Raw genomic sequence first — 19,918 nt, 5'->3', positions numbered from 1 at the left:
GGCTACTCCTCGACGGGTAATTCGGCGTGCACCACGAAACCGCCCGCAGGGCTGGGGCCGGCGTCGAACCGGCCACCGAGAAGTCTCACGCGTTCGCGCATCCCCCGCAGCCCCGCCCCCTGGCCGTCGCCGGGTGTGGTGCCGGCCCCGTCGTCGCTCACCGTGATGTGGACGGCCGTCGCGCTGCGGGTCACGCCGACGTGCGCGCGGGTCCCCGTACCCCCGTGCTTGATGGTGTTGGTCAACGCCTCCTGAACGATGCGATAAGCGGAGAGGTCCACCGCGGACGGCAACTCGGGCGGTGGATCGTCGATGGTCAGGTGCACCGGCGTGCCCGCCTCGCGGACCTGATCGACGAGCGCGGGCAGCATCGCCAGACCGGGCTGCGGATGCCAGGCGTCGTCGACCTCACCCACCGTCGCGAGGACCCGGCGCATGTCGGCGAGCGAATCCCGGCCGGTCTTGATGATCGCTTCGAGGGCCGCGCGGGTGTCGGCCGGCCGGTTGTCGAGCGCGGCGGCACCGCCCTGCGCCTGGATCACCATGACCGACAGGCCGTGGGCGACGACGTCGTGCAGCTCGCGGCTGATCCGGCCCCGCTCGGCGGCGATCGCCAGGACCGCCTGCTGGCCGCGTTCGCGTTCCCGGTCGACCGCGCGGGCCCGCAACTCGGCCAGGTAGGCGCGGCGGCTGCGCATGCCGGCGCCGACCGCCCAGGCGGCGACGAGGATGAGGATCAGACCGGGCAGGTCGTTCCAGGCGATGATCCGGCCATCGCCGGTGAGTTCGTCCGCTATCGGGCCGGGCCTCGGAGGCTCGGGTATCTCTCGCACCGGCATCCTGATCGCCGGCGGCGGGACGTGCTTCAGCACCGCGAACGAACTCGACCCGATCGCCAGCACGAGCAGACCGGCCAGCACCGCCAGCGAAACGGCCCAGCCGCGGCGGGTGGCGACCGTGTAGAGCAGGATCGGCACACTCAGGTTGACGATGGTGAGCGGCATCGACTCGGCCAGATGGATCGCCGCGGCCAGGCAGCAGACCGCGAGCATCGTCTCCGGCCAGCGGCGGCGCAGGGCGACACCGGCGGTCGCGAGCAGCGCCGCGGACCACCACAGCACGCCGGTCTCGCTCGCCGTCTCGTCGTGACCGTTGAGCACGACGCAGAGCAGCAGCAGGGTGATCGCGAGGGCGGTGTCCTGAACGATGGGCCGGCGCACAAGGCGACCCTACGATCCCCGGGCACGCCTGCGGATCCGTCGCGAGACAGATGTCCGGATACCCCTGAGGACAGACGCACGGGTCACGTCGCGGGCAACACGATGGCCCGCATGTATCGATCCATGTCGCTAATGATGACGGCCCTGGTGGCCGCCGCCGTGCCCACGCCGGCGACCGCGCACCCCCGCACGGCGATCACCTGGCAGCCGTGCCACGACTACTCCGACGAGGCGCTGGAGGCCATGGCCCCGCCGGAGCTGCGGGACCGGTTCGAGGAACTGCTCGGCCGCCTCGAATGCGGCACCGTCAGCGTCCCGCTGGACCACGGCAAGCCCCGCGGCCGGAAGATCACCGTGGCGCTCACCCGCCTGAAGGCCACCGACCAGGCGCATCGGCTCGGCAGCATCGCGCTCAACCCCGGCGGTCCCGGCGGCAGCGGTTACCTCATGCCCGTGCAAGTGCTGACCGAGGGTACGGCCGAAGGACTGAACGAACGCTACGACCTGATCGGCTTCGACCCGCGCGGCGTCGGCTACAGCACCAAGGTGAACTGCGAGGACGGCGAAGGCGGGGAGGACCCGATCGGCCCGCTGACCGTCGGCGCCGCCCGCGAGCGGTACGACGCGCAGGTCGCCGCGACAGCCGCCTGCGGCGCGTCCGACCCGGCGTTCCTGGCCCGGCTCACCACCGCCGACGTGGCCCGCGACCTCGACCTGATCCGGGCCGGCCTCGGGGAACGCCGACTGAGCTTCCTCGGTGTGTCCTGGGGGACCTGGCTCGGCGTCGTCTACCGCAGCCTGTTCCCGGCGTCGGTGAGCCGGATGTTCCTGGACAGCGTGGCGATCCCGGACTTCAGCCTGGTCGCGTTCCAGGACGGCCGGGCCGCTGCGGCCGAACGCAACGCCCGCCGGTTCACCGAGTGGCTGGCCCGGCGCGATTCCGTCTACGGCCTCGGCACGACGGCACGTTCGGTTCAGGAGACGATCGTCGCGCTGCGGGCCTCGTACGACACGGACCCGCGTACCTTCACCGACCTGCCGATCCCTCTGGACGGCTCGTTCGTCGCCGTCGCCATGATCCAGGACGCCCCGGTATGGCCACTGGCCGGCCGGGTGCTCGAGGAACTGCTCGGCGCGACGGGACCGACGGCCCCGCCGACGATCAAGGAGGTGATCGGCTCGCCCTCCTCCGAGGAGCCGTCCGAACCGCCGGCCGACCTGCCCGAACAGGGGAACCGGACGATGAACCGGGCCGCGTTCTGCAACGAGGACCCGAGCCGGCTCGGCTTCGACGCGGCCTGGGCCGCCTTCCAGCAGCGTCTCGCCGACAATCCGCTGACCGGGCGGGCGCAGAACTTCTCCGCGGGATGCGCCGGATGGCCGCTGCCGGTGCAGACCGTGGACCTCAAGCCCGGTGGCGGGTCGCTGGTGCTGTCGGGGCATCGGTGGGAGACGCCGTCGCCGTACGAATGGACGCTCGAAACGAAGGCGATCGTCGGCGGCAAGGTCTACACCGTCGACGACGATGTGCACGGCTCGGTCCTGGGTGAGCCGGCCTGCGCCGCCGATCTCGTCGGGTACTTCCGCACCGGCCGGATCGACGCGGGCTGTGACGGGGTGCCGGTGCCCTCGGACACGGCCCTGGCCAGTCAAGAAAGGCCCGGATCGGGTGTACGCCGGGGGCTCACCGCCCGGCGGAGCGTGCCTGACTCCGTAGCCTGGGCGGAACGGGTCGCGCGCAACGAGGCCAGCAGTCGCAGCCGGTCCGCGTCGACGCTGCCCGGTTCGGCGGTGAAGACGAGCATGACCGGACCGGGGTTGCCGGGCAGCGGGTAGGTGTCCCAGTCCAGGACGACGTCGCCGACCTCGGGAATCCGGAAGGTCTTGGTGCCGCGGACCGACTCACGGACGTCGTGGCGTGCCCACAGTCGCCGGAACTCGGCGCTGCGGATGCTCAGCTCGCCGACGATCGCGGTGGCGCGGGGATGAGTGGGGTCGGCGGCGACGGCGGCACGCATCATGCCGATGTAGTCCAGCGCCTGCCGCTCCCAGTCCGAGCAGGTCCGGTCACCGGTGAGCGTGTCGTCGAACATCAGCAGCAGCATGTTGAGCCGGTCACGCGGATGGCCGGCCGGGTCGCCGAGCAGCGCCTCCGCCATCGGGTTCCAGTCGAGCAGGTCGAGATGCCGGCCGAGGACGACCGCCGGGGTCTCCATCACTCGCAGCAGCCGCCGGGTGCTGTCCGGCACCCGGTCCGGCTGAACGTCGAGCCGGGCGGCCACCGGCCGGCGGGCGGCGTGGGCCAGGGTCAGCAGGTGCCGGCGTTCGCCGTCGTCGAGGCCGAGCGCACCGGCGATCGCCTCCAGGACGTCGTCGGACGGGCGTACTTCCCGGCCCTGCTCCATGCGCTGGTAGTAGTCGGTGCTCAGCCCGGCCAGCAGAGCGATCTCCTCACGCCGGAGCCCGGTGACCTTGCGCCGGCCGCCCGGTTCCAGGCCGACGTCGTGCGGGCGCAGCCTGTTTCGCCGGGCGCGCAGGAAATCACCGAGCTCACGAGCGTACGGATGAGGGCTGCTCATGCCGCAAGTGTGCCGCGGCCCGGACCACCGAAGGTAGGTCCGGCAGACCTAGGCAACCGAGTACGACCGAACGGGTCCGCGAGGCCCTTAGCGTCGTCGGCCTACCGCACCGACACCTCCAGGAGCAGCCGATGACCGGATGGACGACCGACCAGATCCCCGACCAGCACGGCCGGGTCGCCGTCGTGGCCGGCGCGAACTCGGGCCTCGGCCTGGTCACCGCCGCCGAACTCGCCCACCGCGGCGCCCACGTCGTGCTCGCCGTCCGCAACACCGCCGCCGGCCAGGAGGCGGCCCGCCGGATCGGCGGAACCGTCGAGGTGCGCGAGCTGGACCTCGCCTCCCTCGCCTCGGTACGCGCCTTCGCCGCGAAGCTGGCGGCCGACCACCCGGCGCTCGACCTGCTGGTCAACAACGCCGGCGTGGTTCTGCTCGGCCCGCGCCGCACCACCGCCGACGGCTTCGAGCTGCACCTCGGCACCAACATGCTGGGCCACTTCGCGCTGACCGGCCTGCTGCTCGGCAACCTGGCCGCCGCCCGGCAGGCCCGCGTGGTCAGCCTCAGCTCGATCACCCACAAGAACGCGCACCTCGACTTCGATGATCTGATGGTCGAGCGGGATTACCGGGCGGCTTCGGCGTACGGCAGATCCAAGCTCGCCACCACCGTCTTCGGCATCGAGCTGGACCGTCGTCTGCGTGCCGCCGGGCTGCCGGTCGTCAGCGCACTGGCCCACCCGGGTCTCACCCGGACCAACCTGACTCCGCGGGCCTGGGAGCACCGCGGCCGGCTCGGCCGGCTGATCGCGTCGCTCGGCCTGCTGGCCACCCAGCCGGTGGAGCAGGGCGCGCTGCCGCAGCTGCGGGCCGCGACCGATCCCGGGGTGCGAGGCGGCCGGTTCTTCGGCCCCGGCGGGCTCGGGGAGACACGTGGCCCGGTCACCGAGGCCCGGCTCAGCCCGGAGGCGGCCGATCCGGGCGTCGGTGAGCGGCTCTGGGCGTCGGCCGAGGACCTGACCGGCATCAGCTATCCGTGAGCCGGTCACCTTTCGGTTACCGAGTCACGAAAAAGTGCGTTCTTCCCTGATCAGCCGCGGTCTCTTACGGTTTCCCGGTAACCGGAAGAGAGCACGGAGGAACACAATCATGGCCGTAACCCTGGTGAACCCGAGCGGGCTGCCCGAGATCCCGATCTACCGGCAGGTGTCGGTCGCCACCGGGTCGAAGCTCATCCACGTCGCGGGCCAGGTCGCGTGGGACGGCGGCGATCTCGCCTCCCAGGTCGAGCAGTGTTATCTCCATGTGGGCACCGCCCTGGCCGGCGTCGGCGCCACCTTCGCCGACGTGGTCAAGCTGACCATGCACGTCGTCGACTGGAAGCCCGAGCAGATGCCGCTGGTGCTGGACGGCATCAGCCGCGCGGCGGCGAAGCTGGGCGTCACCCCGGCCGCGCCGGCGTCGCTGTTCGGCATCGTGGCGCTGGATGTGCCGGAGCACCTCGTGGAGCTGGAGGCCGTCGCCGTCCTGGACTAGCCGGCGGCCGAGTCGCGGAACCGGCTGCGCGACGCCTCGATGTGCCCCAGGTGTCGTTGCGTCCACCCGCACATACCGTCGACCACCTGACGCAACCCCTGCCCGGCTTCGGTCAGGGTGTATTCGACGCGCGGCGGGATGGTGGCGTGAACCGTTCGCTCCACCAGCCCGTTGCGCTCGAGCATGCGCAGATTCTGGGTGAGCATCTTGTGGCTGATGCCGCCGATCTCGGTGCGCAGCTCCCCGAACCGCAGCGTGCCCTGGCCCAGGAACTCGATGATCAGGAAAGCCCACTTGTTCGCCACGTCCGAGAAGATCTCGCGGGCCAGCGAGTCCGCCCGGGCCAGGTCGGCCTCCGGAGGCAGCGCGCTGATCTCTCGCCGGGTTCCCACGGCAGTCTCCTTCGGTTCCTGACTAACCAGGAGAGAGTACCGCGGTCGACCTACTCGACGACGACACGGACGGTGTCGAGGCTCTTGTCCGCGGGGTCGGGCAGAACCATGCCCGCGGCGAGCCCGGTACGCAGGTAGTCCAGGATCTCGCTGGAGATGCGCTCGCCGGGAACGAGGGCGGGGATGCCCGGCGGATACGGGGTGATCTGCTCGGCGCACACCCGGCCGGCGGCCTTGCCGGCCGGGACGGTCTCGGTGCGGCCGAAGAACGCCTCGCGGGGTGAGATCACCGGCTCGATGTCGAACCGACCGGGCGCGGGGAACTGGACCTTCTTGGCGGCCGGCAGTTCGGGCGCGGCCCCGGCCAGGTCTTCGAGCGCCGCGACGAGCCGCCGTCCGGTACCGCGGTTGTCGGCCATCGACAGCGTGGCCAGGATGCGGCGGTGGTCGGACAGTCCGAGGTCGAGGCGGCGGTGTTCCCGCAGCCAGTCGGCCGCCTGATAGCCGTTGATGCCGAGCGCGCTGACGTCGATGAGGATCTGCAGCGGGTCGAGGTCGTGGCTGGCCTCGACGGCGAGCAGTTCGTCCTGCACGACGTGCAGCCCCGGAACGCGATCGATCTCCAACCGGAGCCCACGCGCCAGGTCGATGGCGTCGGACAGCAACTGGTGACCGTGCTCGACCATCTGCCCGCGCCATCCGTCGAGGGCGGCGTAGACGATGGCGCTCGGGCTCGTGGTCATCAGCAGGTCGGCACAGGCAGCCAGGTGCGCCGCGTCGATGAGGTCACCCTGGGAGTGCAGCACGGAGCCTTGTTCGAAGCCGGTGCCCATCTTGTGCACGCTGACCACGCAGATGTCCGCTCCGGCGTCCATGGCCCAGGTCGGCAGGTCCTCGTGGAACGGCAGGTGCGCACCCCAGGCCTCGTCGACGATCAACGGTTTGCCCCGGCGGTGGCAGATGGCGGCGAGCGCGGCGATGTCGGCGCAGGTGCCGTACGGGGTGGGGCTGACGATCAGCGCGCCGGCCGCGTCCGGATGCCGTTGCCAGGCCTGCTCGAGTTGCTGCGGTGACGGCGGATGCGCCAGGCGCAGGTCGGCGTCGTAGCGGACCTCGACCCAGCGCGGCTCCACCCCGGTGAACACGAGGCCGGCGACCACGGACTTGTGGGCGTCCCGCCCGATGAGCAGTTCCCCCCGGTCCCCGGCGACGGCGAGCATCGCGGCCTTGACCGATAGTGAGCTGCCGGCGGTCGAGAAGAAGGCCTGTCGCGAGCCGACCGCGTCGGCCATCAGCTTCTCCGCCCGGGCCAGGTAGCCGTGCGAGGACTTCCGGTCGTCGAGGCCGCCGGAGGCGAGCATGTCCGCCCGATAGGTCTGATCCCCGAGGACCTGACGAGCTCGCGGGTCGGCGCCGGCGCCCTGCCGGTGCCCGGGCGGAGTGAACCCGTAGCGGTCCTGCCGGTGGTAGTCGGCGACGGCTTCCAGCAGCGGAGCCGCACGGTGATCGAGAGTCCGGTGGCGCATGCACCGACACATACCACCTTCCCGCCTGACCGAAACTGACGACGGCGGCGTGCCACCCGTAAGTGGATTGGTCATCCGTTTGAGCTATCCTCGAATCGGATTAGTTATCCGTTTAACCTTGGGAGCTCCCGTGGATCACGCCGCAGACTGGACCCTCGCCGACCAGACCGGCCGCACCTTCGTCGTCACCGGCGCCGGCAGCGGCCTCGGCACGGCGATCACCCGCCACCTCGCCGCCCGAGGCGGCCGAGTGATCATGGCGGTCCGCGACACCGCGAAGGCCGGGCACGTCCGTGACCAGCTGATCACCGATCACCCCGCAGCCGACCTCCAGATCCGTCACCTCGACCTGCTCGACCTCGGCACCGTCCACGCGTTCGCCGAGGACCTGCGCGCCGACGCCGTCACCGTCGACGCGCTGATCAACAACGGCGGCATCGGCAATGTGCCGCGACGGCTCAGCCCGCAAGGCGTCGAAAGCCAGCTGGCGACCAACCATCTCGGCCACTTCGTCCTGACCGCCCTGCTGCTGGACCGGCTCAGCACGGGACGTGACCCCGTCGTGGTCACCGTCGGCTCCGGCCTCTACCGCGTCGGCCGTCTCGACCCCGACGACCTCGCCGCCGAACGCGGCTACACCCCCGGCCGCGCCTACGCCCGATCCAAACTCGCCAACGTGCTGTTCGCCCTGGAACTCGACCGCCGGCTGCGCGCCGCCGGATCCACCGTACGCAGCCTGCTCGCCCATCCCGGCATGGCCAAGACCCGGCTCGACCGCGACGCACCACCGCTGGACCGCGTCGTCGGCACGGTCCTGGGGCTCTTCCTGCGCCGGCCCATCGACGAAGCCGTGGCACCGATCCTCTACGCCGCCACCGAAACCGCCGCTCCCACCGGCCGCCACATCGGCCCAGGCCGGCCCTTCGGTCCCGCCCGGCCCACCTTCGAGAAACTCTCCGGTCCGGCCACCGACCCGGACCTCGCACGACAGCTGTGGTCCCGATCCGAGGCGGTCACCGGAGTAGACGCCCATCAGCTCAAGGGCTGATCCGGCGCGGGCCGCGTGTCACGTACCCGGCGGCGCCGCCGGTCGCGAGGATCGCGGCGATCACGGCCGCCGCACGGCTGTCCACCGGCTGACCCGCCCAGGTGAGCAGATGCAGCGCGAACGGCTCCGGTACGGCCGGGATGCCGGCGGACACACAGCCCGTCACGGTCGGCAGAGTCCAGGCCAGGCGCCGGCCGAACAGCGTCGTGGACACGGCGGCGAGTCCCGCGAATCCGGCCGCGTCCCGCACGACGACACCGGCCGGGGCTGTCGACACGACCGTCACCACGGCGGCAGCGACACCGCAGATCGCGGCCAGGTGCAGTGCGCGGCGGGGCGCCCAGCGGATCGCCGCGGTGGCGTCCAGCATGCTGTCCGGTCCACCGAGTCCGTGGCCGAGGACGGCGATGCCCAGCGCCAGCGCGAGGGCCGCGGCCGTGACGGCGTGCCGCGACCCGGCCGGGCCGGTGCCGAGCCAGGCGACGACGGTCATGGCCGGCAGCGCCCACAGGACTCCGGCCGGCACCTCACGGGAGCGCAGGAACAGCGCGGCGGTCCTCACCGTCCGGCTCCGATACCGAGGGCGGCAGCCTGGTCGCCGCAGGTCAGGCCGGCGGCGCGGACCGCAGCGACACGGCGTGCCTGTTCGTCGGCGGGCAGGGCGACGAGTGCCTTCCACATCGTGTCGCGCAGGGCCTGCTCGGCGGCGGAGACGGTGACGCCGGGCGCCGGGTGGCTGCCGTAGAGCCAGGCTGCCGTCACGGCTCGGGCCCGCAACACCTCGAGGTAGTCGCTGCTCTCGTCGCGGACGCAGAGCGGCGTGCCGGCGCCGGCCAGGATGCGGGCGGTCAGTTCCGCGGTGTTTCCGGCCTGGTCGAGGTTGTCGCTGTCCAGCCACGCTTCGGAAGCCGGCTGAGTCCGGTCGGGGCCGGGGACCGCCTCGTGCACCGAGTCCGGCGCGTCCGGCAGGCCGGCGAGCAGGCGCAGCGCATCCCGGGCCGGGACGACGAGTGCCGGCAGGTTCCGGCTGTGCGCCGCGGTGACGCAGACCTGTGGCTCGCTGCCGGTGGTGCACACCTCGGCGGTCGCGGCCGGGTCGACGGGGAAAGCGGTGGCGGTCAGCATCGGAGCGGCCAGCGCGAGTCCGAGTGCCGGCGGGACGACGGCGAGCAGCCGTACGAGCCGATTCCTCGCGAGGAACAGCACCAGCCCTCCGGCGGTCACCCCGCCGAACCACCAGGCCTGACCGGCGCTGACAGCGCCGCCGATCGCCTGGAACTCGGAGATGGTGCTGGTGAAGAAGGGAAGCAGCAGGGCCACCCCCGGCTTCGTGGTGTCGCCGAGTTTCGTCGCCTCGATCGCGGCGAGCAGCCCGGCGAGGCCGCCGGCGCCCAGCACGGCCGGGGTGTAGGCGTACGGCAGGAGCCGGCCCAGCCCGAGACCGACGACGCCGGCTGCGACCAGGGCCAGGGCGCCGACGCCGGTCACCGCCGGCCAGCCGCTGCCCGGATAGCCGGCGGCGGTCGCGACCTTCGGCGCCCCGGCGGCCAGCACGAGCAGGTAGCCGGCGGCCAGGCAGAGAGCCGTGGCGGCGGCGGCCGGCCGCAGCCGGCGCCGGACCGGCGCCGGTGTGGTGCCGAGCAGCTCCTGCATCCGGCAGCGCCGGTCGCGACCGGCCTGCCAGGCGCCGGCTGCCAGGGCCAGCGGCCAGAGGACGACCAGCATGATGCGCTGGAAGACGGCGAGCAGGTTCCATTGCTGGTCCCACAGGCTGGTCTGCCCGGTGAGCGCGAGCACGTAGAGGCCCGCCACACCGATCACCGCTGTCGCGATCCCGGCCGGCAGCGCGCCGGAACGACACAGTTCGATCCCGAAGACGCGGCTCACCGTGCCACCGCCGCCGGCCGGTGCCGTCCGAGCAGGGCAGAGTATCCGCGTTCGATCGGGCTGTCCCCGGCGTCGGTGGCACTCCCGGCTGCCGCGACCTCGTCGGGCGTGCCGTGGAACACGACGCGGCCGGTGTCGACGAGCACGACGCTCGCGCACGCCGCGGCCACGTCTTCGACCAGATGGGTGGAGACGACGACGCAGGAGCGTTCGCCGATGTCCCTGAGCAGCGCCCGGAAGTCGAGTCGCTGCTGCGGGTCGAGTCCCACGGTGGGCTCGTCGAGCAGCAGAAGTCCCGGTTCGTTGACGATGGCCTGGGCGATGCCCGCCCGGCGCAGCATGCCACCGGAGAGCGCCTTCATCCGGGACCCGGCCCGGTCGGCCAGGCCCACCCGTTCGAGCGCGTCACGCACGGCGCGCCGGCGACCGGTGCCGGGCACCTCCTTGAGCCACGCCATGTACTCCACGAATTCGGACACGGTGAACCGCGGGTAGTAGCCGAACTCCTGCGGCAGGTAGCCCAGGGAACGCCGTACGGCGCGCAGGTCCGGTCGGCCCTCCATCGGATGCCCGAGCAACCGGAGCCGACCGTCGTGCGGGCGCAGCACGGTGGCCAGTGCCCGGATCAGGGTGGTCTTGCCGGCGCCGTTCGGGCCGAGCAGGCCGTGGACGCCGGTTCCCAGGTTCAGGTCGACGCCGTCGACGGCCACGTGCCGGCCCGTTCTCACCCGCAGGCCTTCGGCCTGCACTGTCGTCGCCACGATCTCTCTCCGCTCATCGTCTTCGGTGCGGCTTCGATCGTGCGAGCGCGGAGCGGGGGTACGCCTCAGCCGTGTTACCGAGTGGCACCGCGAGGGCTCGGCCGAAAGAACGAGGCCGCCTGGGTACGGGTGTCGTACCGTGGCCTCCTGTGTTGATCATCTTTCCGGGGCGCCGGGGACCACAGCGGGTGATGGCCGGCTTGTTCGCCGTCGTCGTCGCCGGCCTCGTGATCGTCGAAGGGCTGGACGGCCCCACGCTGCCCGCAAAGATCGGCATTGTGGCCGGCGGGCTGTCAGCGGTTGCCGTGGTGCTGCTCGCCGAGGCCCGCCCGTCCGCGGTCGCCGTGGCCGCCGCGGTGTCCGTCGCGGTCTCGGCGGCCTGCGTGCTGGTGCCGGCGATGCGCCCGGAGCACACGTTCGGCATCGTGGAGTTCGCCGCCTTGTCGGTGGCGGTGATCCGCCTGGTCATGCAGCATCCGATCACCAGAGCGGCGGGTCCCGCGGCCCTGACCATCCTCGCGATCGGGCTTCTTCCGGTTCGGGTCTTTCTTCATCCGGTCAACGTCCGGACCCTGTCGCAGGACGGTGGCCTGGTGGCCGCCGTCCTGGCCGCCTGGGTTCTGTTCGTCGCCCTGCTCGGGCTGTACCTGCGCCTGCTGGAGCGCCGCAGGGTGGACGCCGACCGGCTGGCCCGGCAGTCCGAGCGCCTGGACCATGCCCGCGACCTGCACGACTACGTCGCCCACCACGTGACCGCGATCGTCGCCCAGACCCAGGCCATCAGGTTCGTCACGGGTTCGGGCGCCGCGCCCTCGCCCGCGGACCTGGACGCGTTGCTGGCCGGCATCGAGAAGGCCGGTGTCCAGGCCCTCACCTCGATGCGCACGCTCGTCGGCATCCTGCGTGACGAGACACCGGCGGCCGTCCCGGGCACGCTGGAGGAGATGCTGACCGCTGTCGCCGGGACGTTGCCGCCCGGATATCCCGCGCCGGACGTCTCGCTCGACGAGTCGCTGGCCCTCCGGCCGTTGCCGGCCGCCACCCTTGACGCGGCGCACCACACCGTTCTGGAAGCGCTGACGAACGTGTTGCGGCACACCACCGGCACGACTCGCATCGACATCGTGATCCGCGCCCATCCCGACCGGAAGGGCCTGGCCGAGGTCTCGGTCCGCAACGACGGCAGACCGGCGTCGTCGCCTCTGCCGGCCGGCGGCTTCGGGCTGACCGGCCTGAGCGAGCGGGTGCGCGCCGCGGGCGGCGAGTTCTCGGCCGGGCCGGTCGCTTCCGGCTGGCAGGTCAGCGCGATCCTGCCGGTCACCGGACCGGCCTCCGACGACCGGCGACGGGGACGGCGATGACCATCCGGCTTCTGCTGGCTGACGACCAGGACATGATCCGTACGGCGTTCCGCATGATTCTCGGCACCCAGCCGGACATCGAGGTGGTGGCCGAGGCGGCCGATGGCGAGACCGCCGTGGAGCAGGCCCGCCGGCTTCGTCCCGACGTCTGCCTGCTCGACATCCGGATGCCGAAGCTCGACGGGCTCGAGGCGACCCGGCTGCTGGCCGGTCCGGCCGTCCGGGACCCGCTCAACGTCCTCATCGTCACCACCTTCGACCTCGACGAGTACGTGTACCGGGCGCTGCGCAACGGTGCCTGCGGCTTCCTGCTCAAGGACACGTCACCGAATCTGCTGGTGGAGGCGGTACGGGCGGCTGCTGCCGGGACCACGCTGATCTCGCCGGCGGTGACCGTACGCCTGCTAGCGCATCTGGCTCCCCGCCGGGACGGCGTACCCGAGGCGCCGGAGGCGCCGCCCACCGAGCCGCTCACCGAACGTGAGCTCGCCGTGGTCCGGCTGGTGGCGCACGGGCACACCAACGACGAGATCGCCGGGCAGCTCTACGTGACGCTGTCGACGGTCAAGACCCATCTGGCCAACGTGCAGCGCAAACTCGCCGCCCGGAACCGGGTCGAGATCGCGGCCTGGGCCTGGCGCAACGACGTCTGCTCCTAGAGAGAAGGCCGTGACCCGTCTCCACGGGTCACGGCCTCGATCTCGAACGATCAGATCATCGCGTCGTCGCGGCGCGGATGATCAGGTCCGCCACGGGGCGCGGGTTCGACACACCGACGGCGTGCGACGCCTTGCGGATCTCGACCGTCGCCCGCGAGCCGGCGCGGCCGGCCATCCAGCGCTGGGCCGCGACCGGGATGTTGCGGTCCGCCCCGGCGACGAGGAACCACGACGGGATCGTCTTCCAGGCCGGTTCCCCGGAGCCCTCGCTGAGCGCCGCATCGCGAATCGGCCGCTGCGTGACGGCCATCAGCGCGGCCTGCTTCTTCGGCACGTCGGCGGCGAACTGCTGCCGGAACAGGTCCTGCCGGATGGTCAGGTCGGCGGTGCCGTCACCGAGCGGCGCCGTGGCGAGGGTGTCGCCGAGCGTGCTGCCCGGGAACTTGCCGGACAGCTCGAGTGCGCTCTCGCCCTTGTCCGGGGCGAAGGCCGCGATGTAGACGAGGGCCTTGACGTCCCGGTCGCCGGCGGCGGCGTTGGTCATCACCGCGCCCCCGTACGAATGGCCGGCGAGCACGATGGGCCCCGGCACCGAGTCGATGACGGTCCGCAGGTAGGCGGCGTCGGAGCTGAGCCCGCGCAGCGGGTTCGCGGCGGCCACGACCGGGTAGCCGCGCTGCTGGAGCCGCTCGATGACGCCGGACCAGCTCGTGGAGTCGGCGAAGGCGCCGTGCACCAGCACGACGGTCGGTTTGGCCGGGGTGTGCGCCCCGGCGACGGCGGAGGTGGAGGCCACGACCGACGCGGTGCCGGTGAGGACGACGGCGGCGGCGAGCGCCACCACTGTGGAGATGCGGACGCGCATGATGCTCTTTTCGATCAGATGTTCAGAGATGGTCCGGTGCGGCGCCGCCCCCTTGACGGCGCCGTACCGGGAGGTCATCCGATGGCAGCGGCGGCCTGGAGGATGAGTCCGGCGACCGCGGCCGGTTCGGAGGCGGGGATGGCGTGCGAGGCGCCGGGAAGCTCCACGCTCTCGCGGGCCCCGGCACGCTCGGCCATGAAGCGGTGGGCTTCGAGCGGGATGTTGCGGTCGAGCTCGGGGTAGACGAACCAGGACGGCACGGTCTTCCAGGCCGGTTCGCCGGATCCCTCGTTGAGCGCGGTGGTGTTCAGCGGGCGCTGGGCGGCGGCGTCGAGTGCGGCCCGCTCGGCCGGCACGTCGGCGATGAACTGCTGGTGGTACTCGTCCTGCCGGATGTACAGGTCGACGGTGCCGTCCGCGAGCGGGACCTCGGTGAGGGTCTCGCCGAGCGTGCCTCCGGGGAACTTGCCGGACAGCTCGCCGATGTTCTCGCCGGCCTCGGGCGCGAAGGCGGCGACGAACACGAGCGCCTTGACGTTGTCGTGGCCGACGGCGGCGTTGGACATGACAGCTCCGCCGTACGAGTGGCCGACGAGCACGACCGGTCCGTCGATGGTGGCCAGGACGCTGGAGACGACGGCGGCGTCACCGGACAGGCTGCGCAGCGGATTGGGTGCGGCGATCACCGGGTAGCCGGCGGCGAGCAGCCGGCCTGTCACCTCGTTCCAGCTGGCGGACTCGGCGAACGCGCCGTGGACGAGAACGACGGTGGGTTTCATGGCAGTGCCTTTCAGTTGGCCGACGCCGCTCAGCGGGTCGACAGGACGGTGGACAGGAAGTCGGCGGCTTGGCGGATGGCGCCTTCGGCCGCGTGGGTCTCGCGGAGCGCGTTGAGCATCACGAAGTCGTGGATGACGCCCTGGTAGCGCACGGCGGTGACGGGCACGCCGGCGCTGCGCAGCTTGGCGGCGTACGCCTCGCCCTCGTCGCGCAGGACGTCGGCCTCGGCGACGATGACCAGGGCCGGCGGCAGCCCGGTCAGCTGCTCGGTGGTGGCCCGCAGCGGTGACGCGGTGATCTCGGCTCGCTGGGCGGGGTCGGTGGTGTACTGGTCCCAGAACCACTGCATGGCGTCGCGGCGCAGGAAGTAGCCCTCGGCGAACTCCTGGTAGGAGCCGGTGTCGAAGTTCGCGTCGGTGACCGGGTAGAACAGCACCTGCCCGGCGAGTGTCACGTCACCGCGCTGCTTGGCGGCCAGGGTCAGCGCGATGGCCATGTTGCCGCCGACGGAGTCCCCGGCGACGGCGATGCGGGCCGGGTCGAGTCCGTGGCCGGCGCCGTGGGCGGCGACCCACTGGACGACGGCGTAGTTCTGCTGGATGGCGATCGGGTAGGCGGCCTCGGGCGAGAGGCTGTAGTCGGGGAACACCACGGCCGCGCCGACGCGGACGGCGAGTTCCCGGGCGAGGCGGTCGTGGGTGTGGTCGTTACCGAACACCCACCCGGCGCCGTGGATGTAGAGGACGACCGGCAGCGGGCCGGCGACGCCGGTGGGCCGGAAGACGGTCACCGGCACCGATCCGGTGGGACCACCGGGAATGGTGAGCGTCTCCCTGTCCGTGCCCGGCACGTCGACGGCGGGGCTCTGCACCGCGTCGACGGCCTTGCGGCCCTCGGCGGGCGGGATCTGGAACAGGTAGGGCGGGTCGGCGGTCGCCTCGACGAAGGCCTGCGCGGCCGGTTCCAGTACGGGCTTGTTCATTGCGGTGCTCCGATTCGTTCGCTGAGGTCAGGGCTTGATCTCTACTTGCAGTTCCACCTCGACCGGGCTGTCCAGTGGCAGCACCGCCAGCCCCACGGCGGAGCGGGCATGGATCCCGGCCGGGCCGAAGACGTCGTGCAGGAAGGTGGAGGCGCCGTTGAGGACCTGGGCCTGGCCGGTGAAGGAGGGCAGCGAGGCGACGAAGCCGGTCACCCGGACGACACGGACCACCGCGTCGATGCCGACCAGCGCGTCGACCGCCGCCAGGGCGTTCAGCGCGGCGGTGCGGGCCAGGTCGGCCGCCTGGGCGACGTCGACGCTGTCGCCGACCTTGCCGGTGATCGGCAGTGTCCCGCCGACGAAGGGCAGCTGCCCCGAGGTGTAGACGTACATGCCGGAACGGATCGCCGGCGCGTAGCCGCCGACCGGTGTGGCGACGTGCGGCAGCGTGATGCCCAGCTCGGTGAGCCGGTCGTTCCAGATCCCCATGGTGTGCGCCTCTCGTGTCGCGGACGGCTCTGCTGCGTCCGTAGTCGATCTCACCTGGCCCGGGCGCCGCGGAACACGCGGAACCGCATGCAGAAGTGCTTCTGCCTATGCGGCGCTGTCCCGCCCGGCCGCCGGTTCCTCCTCGATCAGCCGCTCGCGGGCGAACAGGCGGATCAGGTTGTGGAAGCGGTACCGGCCGTCCACATGCGCTTGCAGGAGGCTCAACTCGACGAGTTCGTCGAGGGCGTCCTCGATGCTCTCCGGGTCCGCCGGATCGAGCGATGCCGCCAGTGACGCGTCGAAGTCCGCGACGGGGGCCGGCGACAAGCGGCGGAACAGCCGGCGCGCCTGCGGCGACAGCTGGGTGTAGGAGAGGCTGAAAGCGGCAGCGATCCGCAGGTCCCCGGCGATGAGCTGGTCGAGGCGCCGGCGTTCGTCGGACAGCCGGTCGGCCAGGTGCCGCACGGTCCAGTGCGGCCGGCTCATCAGCCGGTTACCGGCGATGCGCAGCGCCAGTGGCAGCCGGCCGCACAGCTCGGACACCTCGTCGACGGCGCCCGGCTCGCGGTCGCCGATGATGCGCCGCAGCAGCGCCGTGGCGTCGCCGGCCGGCAGTTGCGCGAGGTTGAGCCGGTGGACGCCCTCCAGGCCGGCGAGCAGCCGGCGGCTGGTGATCACGGTCAAGGAGGGTCCGGGGCCGGGCAGCAGGGGCCGGACCTGTGACTCGTCCGCGACGTTGTCCAGCACCACGAGCACGCGCCGGTGGTGCAGCAGTTCCCGGTACATCCCGGCCCGGTCGGTCCCGTCGGCCGGGATCTCCTCGTCACGGACGCCGAACGCGCTGAGCAGACGGGCGAGTGTCTCCGGGGCGCCTGCCGGGCGGGCGTCCATTCCTCGCAGGTCGAGGAAGAGGGTGCCGCCGGGGAACCCGGTGCTCAGCAGGTGGGCCGCCTGCACGGCCAGCGTCGTCTTGCCGGTCCCGGCGGCACCGGACACCGTCACCACCGGCGCGGCCGCCGGCGCCGGTCCGGCCGAGGTCGCGACCTGGGTCAGCCGCGCCAGCTCCCGGTCACGGCCGGTGAAATCGGGCACCGGGCGCGGCAGCGCACAGCAGCCGGCCGGCACGGTCGCCGTGGGCCTCGGCCGCCCGGCCCTGGCCGCGGCGAGGAAGGCCGGTTGGTCGGTCTCGGGTAACTCCAGCGCCTCGGCCAGTGCCTGGACGGTGCGCCGCTGCGGCGCGACGCTGCGCTCGCGTTCCATGTCGCTGATCGCGCGGGCGCTGACTCCCGACCGTTCGGACAACTGCTCCATCGTCAGCCCGGCCGCGTGCCGGTGTTCTCGTAGCCGTTGACCGAACGTGTCACTCATCGATCAGGCGGGTCGTTCTTCGCCGGGTCGGCTCACACACGTCGCATCCTCTCGTCCCCGTACCGCCGAACGGTGGCATGGGGCGGATGCGGCTGCCAGGGATGGACGATCCCTGGCAGCCGCGGAGGTCAGCGGGCGGGAGTCGCGACGGCCGGGCCGGCGAGGTCGACGATGCCGACCGGCTCGCCGCCGAGCACGAGCAGCGCCCTGGCCGGCGGCTGCGTGCCGCCTTCGTCAGCGGCCCACCCGGTGATCGCCTTCTGCGCCTCGGCGGGCAGGTCGATCCGGTTGCCGGCGCGGTTGACGGTGACGGTTCCCCGGCTTTCGCCGAGGGTGGCGCAGAAGGCGGTACCGGCCGACTCGACGTACCAGGAGTCGAAGTCGCACGGCGTCGAGAGGCCACCGAACCAGCCGTCCGTCTCGCCGGTGGGTGCCGGTGTCGTCAGCTCGTCGTCGATGAAGTGGACCTCCACCTCGCCGGCGCCGGCGGGTAGCTCGGCGGCCTCGGCCGGCCAGCCCAGCCAGAGCACGAACGCGGTGATCAGGACGGTGACGGCGGTGATCCCCCAGATCAGGACGGGGCTGAATCGCGATGTCGCCGGAGCGTTCATCAAAATCATTCCTTTAATCGATGTTAATCAATAGATGAGGGCGGGGTGCGGTTACCGGGAGCGCTGACCGCGCTCAGACCAGGCCGTGCCGGTGTGCCCAGATCACCGCTTGGACGCGGTCACGGGCGCCGAGTTTGGCCAGGACCCGGCCCACGTGGGTCTTGACCGTCGACTCGGACAGGAACAGCTCGCCGGCGATCTCCTGGTTGGAGAGTCCGCGGCCGATCGCGACGAGGACTTCGCGTTCCCGGCTGGTCAGGTCGTCGAGCGGGTTCGCGCCGGTCACGGCGGGAACCCGGCTGCTCTGGTAGTGGTCGAGCAGGGTGCGGGTGATCCGGGGCGAGACGACCGCTTCCCCGCCGGCGACCGTCCGGACGGCCTTGACGAGGTCGGCCGACGGGGCGTCCTTGAGCAGGAAGCCGCTGGCTCCCGCTCGCAGGCCGTTGAAGGCGTATTCGTCGAGGTCGAACGTGGTGAGGATGAGCACCCGGCTGCCCGGGCAGTTGGCGACGATGTCGCGGGTCGCCTCGATGCCGTCCATGACCGGCATGCGGACGTCCATCAGGACGACGTCGGGGCGCAGGTCCCGGGCGAGCAGCGCGCCGGCGCGGCCGTCGCCCGCCTCGCCGATGATGCGCAGGCCGGGTGTGGTGCCGAGGACCATGGCCATGCCTTCGCGGAGAAGCTCCTGGTCGTCCACGAGCAGCAGGGTGATGTCAGTCATCGATGTCCTCGGTGGGGTGGGGAATGCTGACGCGGACGGCCCAGCCGACCGGCTGAGGCCCGGCCTCCACGGTGCCGCCGTAGAGAGCCGCTCGTTCGCGCAGCGCGATCAAGCCTTGTTCGCTGCCGACCGACGGCGCCGGTCCGCTGCCACGGCCGTCGTCGACGATCGCGATCCGGATCGGGTCGCCGCCGTAGTCGAGGTCGACGAGGACCTCGGTCGGGTGTTCGGCGTACCGCAGAGCGTTGGTCAGGGCCTCCTGGACGATGCGGAACACCACCCGCTGCAGGCCCGGTGACGCGGGATCCGGTCCGCGGCGGCGCAGCCTGACCGGCAGGCCGGCGATCCGGAACGTCTCGATCAGGGTCTCCAGGTCGCCGGGGACGTCGGGGCTGCCGTCGTGCAGGACCCCGAGCAGCCGGCGCATGTCCTTCATCGCCTCCCGGCCCAGGTCGGCGGCGCGTTCCACGGCCTTGCGGGAACGCTGCGGGTCGGTGTCGGCGACGGCGGTCGCACCGTCGGCGAGCCGGACCATGATGGTCAGGTTGTGGGCGACGATGTCGTGCAGGTCGTGGGCGATCCGGGCGCGTTCCCGGGCCGCCGCCAGCAGGCCCTCCTGTTCCTTCTCCCGGGCGAGCCGGGCGGCCCGGTCGAGCAGCGCCCGCACGTACCGGCGGCGGGTGGCGACGGTCGAGCCGATCAGCACCGCGCCGATCACCGTGACGCCGTAGAAGAACAGGAAGGTGCCTAGACCGTCCCGGCCCGACCGGTACACCGTCTCGGCTCCCAGCACGGCGAGGGATCCGAGGGTGCCGGCGGTCGCCTCGTTCAGCGAACGGTGCGCCGCCAGCGAGTACATCGCCACCGCGAACGCCGCGACCAGCACACCCTCGGTCACGACGTCACCGGCGACCGTCACCGCCAGCACGCACCACGGCCAGGAGCGCCGCCAGATCAGCGACAGCGCCACGACCGCGTCGACGGTCAGACGCCACCAGTCGAACCGGTCGGAACCCCACAACAGCACATCGCTGCCGAGACCCGTGATGAAGCAGAACGTGACGATGACGCCGGTACCCAGCCGGGGATGACGTGCCCAGAAGGCCCGCACGGTTCCCGTCCCGTTCTCCATC

General features: G+C 72.0%; 20 protein-coding genes and 1 pseudogene. 6 read left to right on the top strand and 15 right to left on the bottom strand.

Annotation, left to right across the window (positions count from 1 at the left end):
* Positions 1 to 2: 2 nt before the first annotated feature.
* On the bottom strand, positions 3 to 1,220 hold the full coding sequence (locus tag EP757_RS23165) for a sensor histidine kinase (RefSeq protein ID WP_197725357.1): 1,218 nt from the start codon (positions 1,218 to 1,220) through the stop codon (positions 3 to 5).
* 102 nt (positions 1,221 to 1,322) lie between these two features.
* Here EP757_RS23165 and EP757_RS44475 point away from each other — a divergent pair.
* Positions 1,323 to 2,099: pseudogene (locus EP757_RS44475) on the top strand (alpha/beta fold hydrolase); the annotation flags it as partial.
* Between the two features lie 770 nt (positions 2,100 to 2,869).
* Here EP757_RS44475 and EP757_RS43980 read toward each other — a convergent pair.
* Positions 2,870 to 3,799 (bottom strand): helix-turn-helix transcriptional regulator, encoded by a 930-nt coding sequence (locus EP757_RS43980; protein WP_127549279.1) that lies wholly within the window; start codon positions 3,797 to 3,799, stop codon positions 2,870 to 2,872.
* Between the two features lie 131 nt (positions 3,800 to 3,930).
* Here EP757_RS43980 and EP757_RS23150 point away from each other — a divergent pair, with 131 nt between their 5' ends.
* Together EP757_RS23150 and EP757_RS23145 are read left to right on the top strand one after the other, a co-directional pair.
* Positions 3,931 to 4,836: an oxidoreductase gene (locus EP757_RS23150; RefSeq protein ID WP_127549277.1), complete on the top strand. Its 906-nt coding sequence runs from the start codon at positions 3,931 to 3,933 to the stop codon at positions 4,834 to 4,836.
* Between the two features lie 109 nt (positions 4,837 to 4,945).
* Entirely contained in the window at positions 4,946 to 5,332 is a 387-nt protein-coding gene (locus EP757_RS23145) for a RidA family protein (protein WP_127549275.1), read from the top strand.
* Here the strand turns inward: EP757_RS23145 and EP757_RS23140 are convergent.
* On the bottom strand, positions 5,329 to 5,724 hold the full coding sequence (locus tag EP757_RS23140) for a helix-turn-helix domain-containing protein (protein ID WP_127549273.1): 396 nt from the start codon (positions 5,722 to 5,724) through the stop codon (positions 5,329 to 5,331). The two genes, EP757_RS23145 and EP757_RS23140, sit on opposite strands and share 4 nt — an antisense overlap.
* 50 nt (positions 5,725 to 5,774) lie before the next feature.
* Positions 5,775 to 7,250, bottom strand: a complete 1,476-nt coding sequence (locus EP757_RS23135; RefSeq protein WP_127549271.1) for an aminotransferase class I/II-fold pyridoxal phosphate-dependent enzyme — start codon at positions 7,248 to 7,250, stop codon at positions 5,775 to 5,777.
* A 130-nt stretch (positions 7,251 to 7,380) separates the two neighbouring features.
* On the opposite strand from EP757_RS23135, the gene EP757_RS23130 reads away from it, so the two are divergent.
* A complete protein-coding gene (locus EP757_RS23130) occupies positions 7,381 to 8,298 on the top strand; it encodes an SDR family NAD(P)-dependent oxidoreductase (RefSeq protein WP_197725356.1) in 918 nt (305 codons plus the stop codon).
* Here the strand turns inward: EP757_RS23130 and EP757_RS23125 are convergent.
* The 3 genes from EP757_RS23125 to EP757_RS23115 are packed head-to-tail and all read right to left on the bottom strand — an operon-like array spanning position 8,288 to position 10,946.
* Positions 8,288 to 8,860: a hypothetical protein gene (locus EP757_RS23125; protein ID WP_127549267.1), complete on the bottom strand. Its 573-nt coding sequence runs from the start codon at positions 8,858 to 8,860 to the stop codon at positions 8,288 to 8,290. The genes EP757_RS23130 and EP757_RS23125 overlap by 11 nt on opposite strands.
* Entirely contained in the window at positions 8,857 to 10,185 is a 1,329-nt protein-coding gene (locus EP757_RS23120; protein WP_127549265.1) for a hypothetical protein, read from the bottom strand. The genes EP757_RS23125 and EP757_RS23120 overlap by 4 nt, the downstream gene beginning before the upstream one ends.
* Positions 10,182 to 10,946: an ATP-binding cassette domain-containing protein gene (locus EP757_RS23115; protein ID WP_127549263.1), complete on the bottom strand. Its 765-nt coding sequence runs from the start codon at positions 10,944 to 10,946 to the stop codon at positions 10,182 to 10,184. Before EP757_RS23115 ends, EP757_RS23120 begins: the two co-directional genes overlap by 4 nt.
* 149 nt (positions 10,947 to 11,095) lie before the next feature.
* Here EP757_RS23115 and EP757_RS23110 point away from each other — a divergent pair, with 149 nt between their 5' ends.
* Positions 11,096 to 12,307 carry a sensor histidine kinase gene (locus EP757_RS23110; protein ID WP_127549261.1) on the top strand — a complete coding sequence of 404 codons (1,212 nt, stop codon included), beginning with the start codon at positions 11,096 to 11,098 and terminating at the stop codon, positions 12,305 to 12,307.
* Positions 12,304 to 12,966 (top strand): response regulator transcription factor, encoded by a 663-nt coding sequence (locus EP757_RS23105; RefSeq protein WP_127549259.1) that lies wholly within the window; start codon positions 12,304 to 12,306, stop codon positions 12,964 to 12,966. Before EP757_RS23110 ends, EP757_RS23105 begins: the two co-directional genes overlap by 4 nt.
* Positions 12,967 to 13,021: 55 nt before the next feature.
* Here EP757_RS23105 and EP757_RS23100 read toward each other — a convergent pair whose 3' ends face one another.
* From EP757_RS23100 to EP757_RS23065, 8 genes are all read right to left on the bottom strand, one after another.
* Positions 13,022 to 13,831 carry an alpha/beta fold hydrolase gene (locus EP757_RS23100; protein WP_127549257.1) on the bottom strand — a complete coding sequence of 270 codons (810 nt, stop codon included), beginning with the start codon at positions 13,829 to 13,831 and terminating at the stop codon, positions 13,022 to 13,024.
* Positions 13,832 to 13,905: 74 nt separating this feature from the next.
* Entirely contained in the window at positions 13,906 to 14,610 is a 705-nt protein-coding gene (locus EP757_RS23095; protein WP_127549255.1) for an alpha/beta fold hydrolase, read from the bottom strand.
* A 29-nt stretch (positions 14,611 to 14,639) separates the two neighbouring features.
* Positions 14,640 to 15,593 (bottom strand): alpha/beta hydrolase, encoded by a 954-nt coding sequence (locus EP757_RS23090; protein ID WP_127549253.1) that lies wholly within the window; start codon positions 15,591 to 15,593, stop codon positions 14,640 to 14,642.
* A 27-nt stretch (positions 15,594 to 15,620) separates the two neighbouring features.
* The gene (locus tag EP757_RS23085) at positions 15,621 to 16,082 is read right to left on the bottom strand and encodes a RidA family protein (protein ID WP_127549251.1); all 462 of its coding nucleotides are present in this window, start codon (positions 16,080 to 16,082) and stop codon (positions 15,621 to 15,623) included.
* A gap of 105 nt (positions 16,083 to 16,187) precedes the next feature.
* Positions 16,188 to 17,450, bottom strand: a complete 1,263-nt coding sequence (locus tag EP757_RS23080; RefSeq protein ID WP_127549249.1) for a helix-turn-helix domain-containing protein — start codon at positions 17,448 to 17,450, stop codon at positions 16,188 to 16,190.
* A 128-nt stretch (positions 17,451 to 17,578) separates the two neighbouring features.
* Positions 17,579 to 18,061 (bottom strand): hypothetical protein, encoded by a 483-nt coding sequence (locus EP757_RS23075; protein WP_127549247.1) that lies wholly within the window; start codon positions 18,059 to 18,061, stop codon positions 17,579 to 17,581.
* A 73-nt stretch (positions 18,062 to 18,134) separates the two neighbouring features.
* Entirely contained in the window at positions 18,135 to 18,785 is a 651-nt protein-coding gene (locus EP757_RS23070) for a response regulator transcription factor (RefSeq protein WP_127549245.1), read from the bottom strand.
* Positions 18,778 to 19,917, bottom strand: coding sequence for a sensor histidine kinase (locus EP757_RS23065; protein WP_127549243.1), 1,140 nt, complete (start codon positions 19,915 to 19,917; stop codon positions 18,778 to 18,780). Before EP757_RS23065 ends, EP757_RS23070 begins: the two co-directional genes overlap by 8 nt.
* Position 19,918 lies beyond the last annotated feature (1 nt).

The organism is Actinoplanes sp. OR16, assembly GCF_004001265.1.
GTDB lineage: Bacteria > Actinomycetota > Actinomycetes > Mycobacteriales > Micromonosporaceae > Actinoplanes.
The sequence above is the reverse complement of the archived record's forward strand: the minus strand, read 5'-3'. Positions and strand labels throughout refer to the sequence as shown.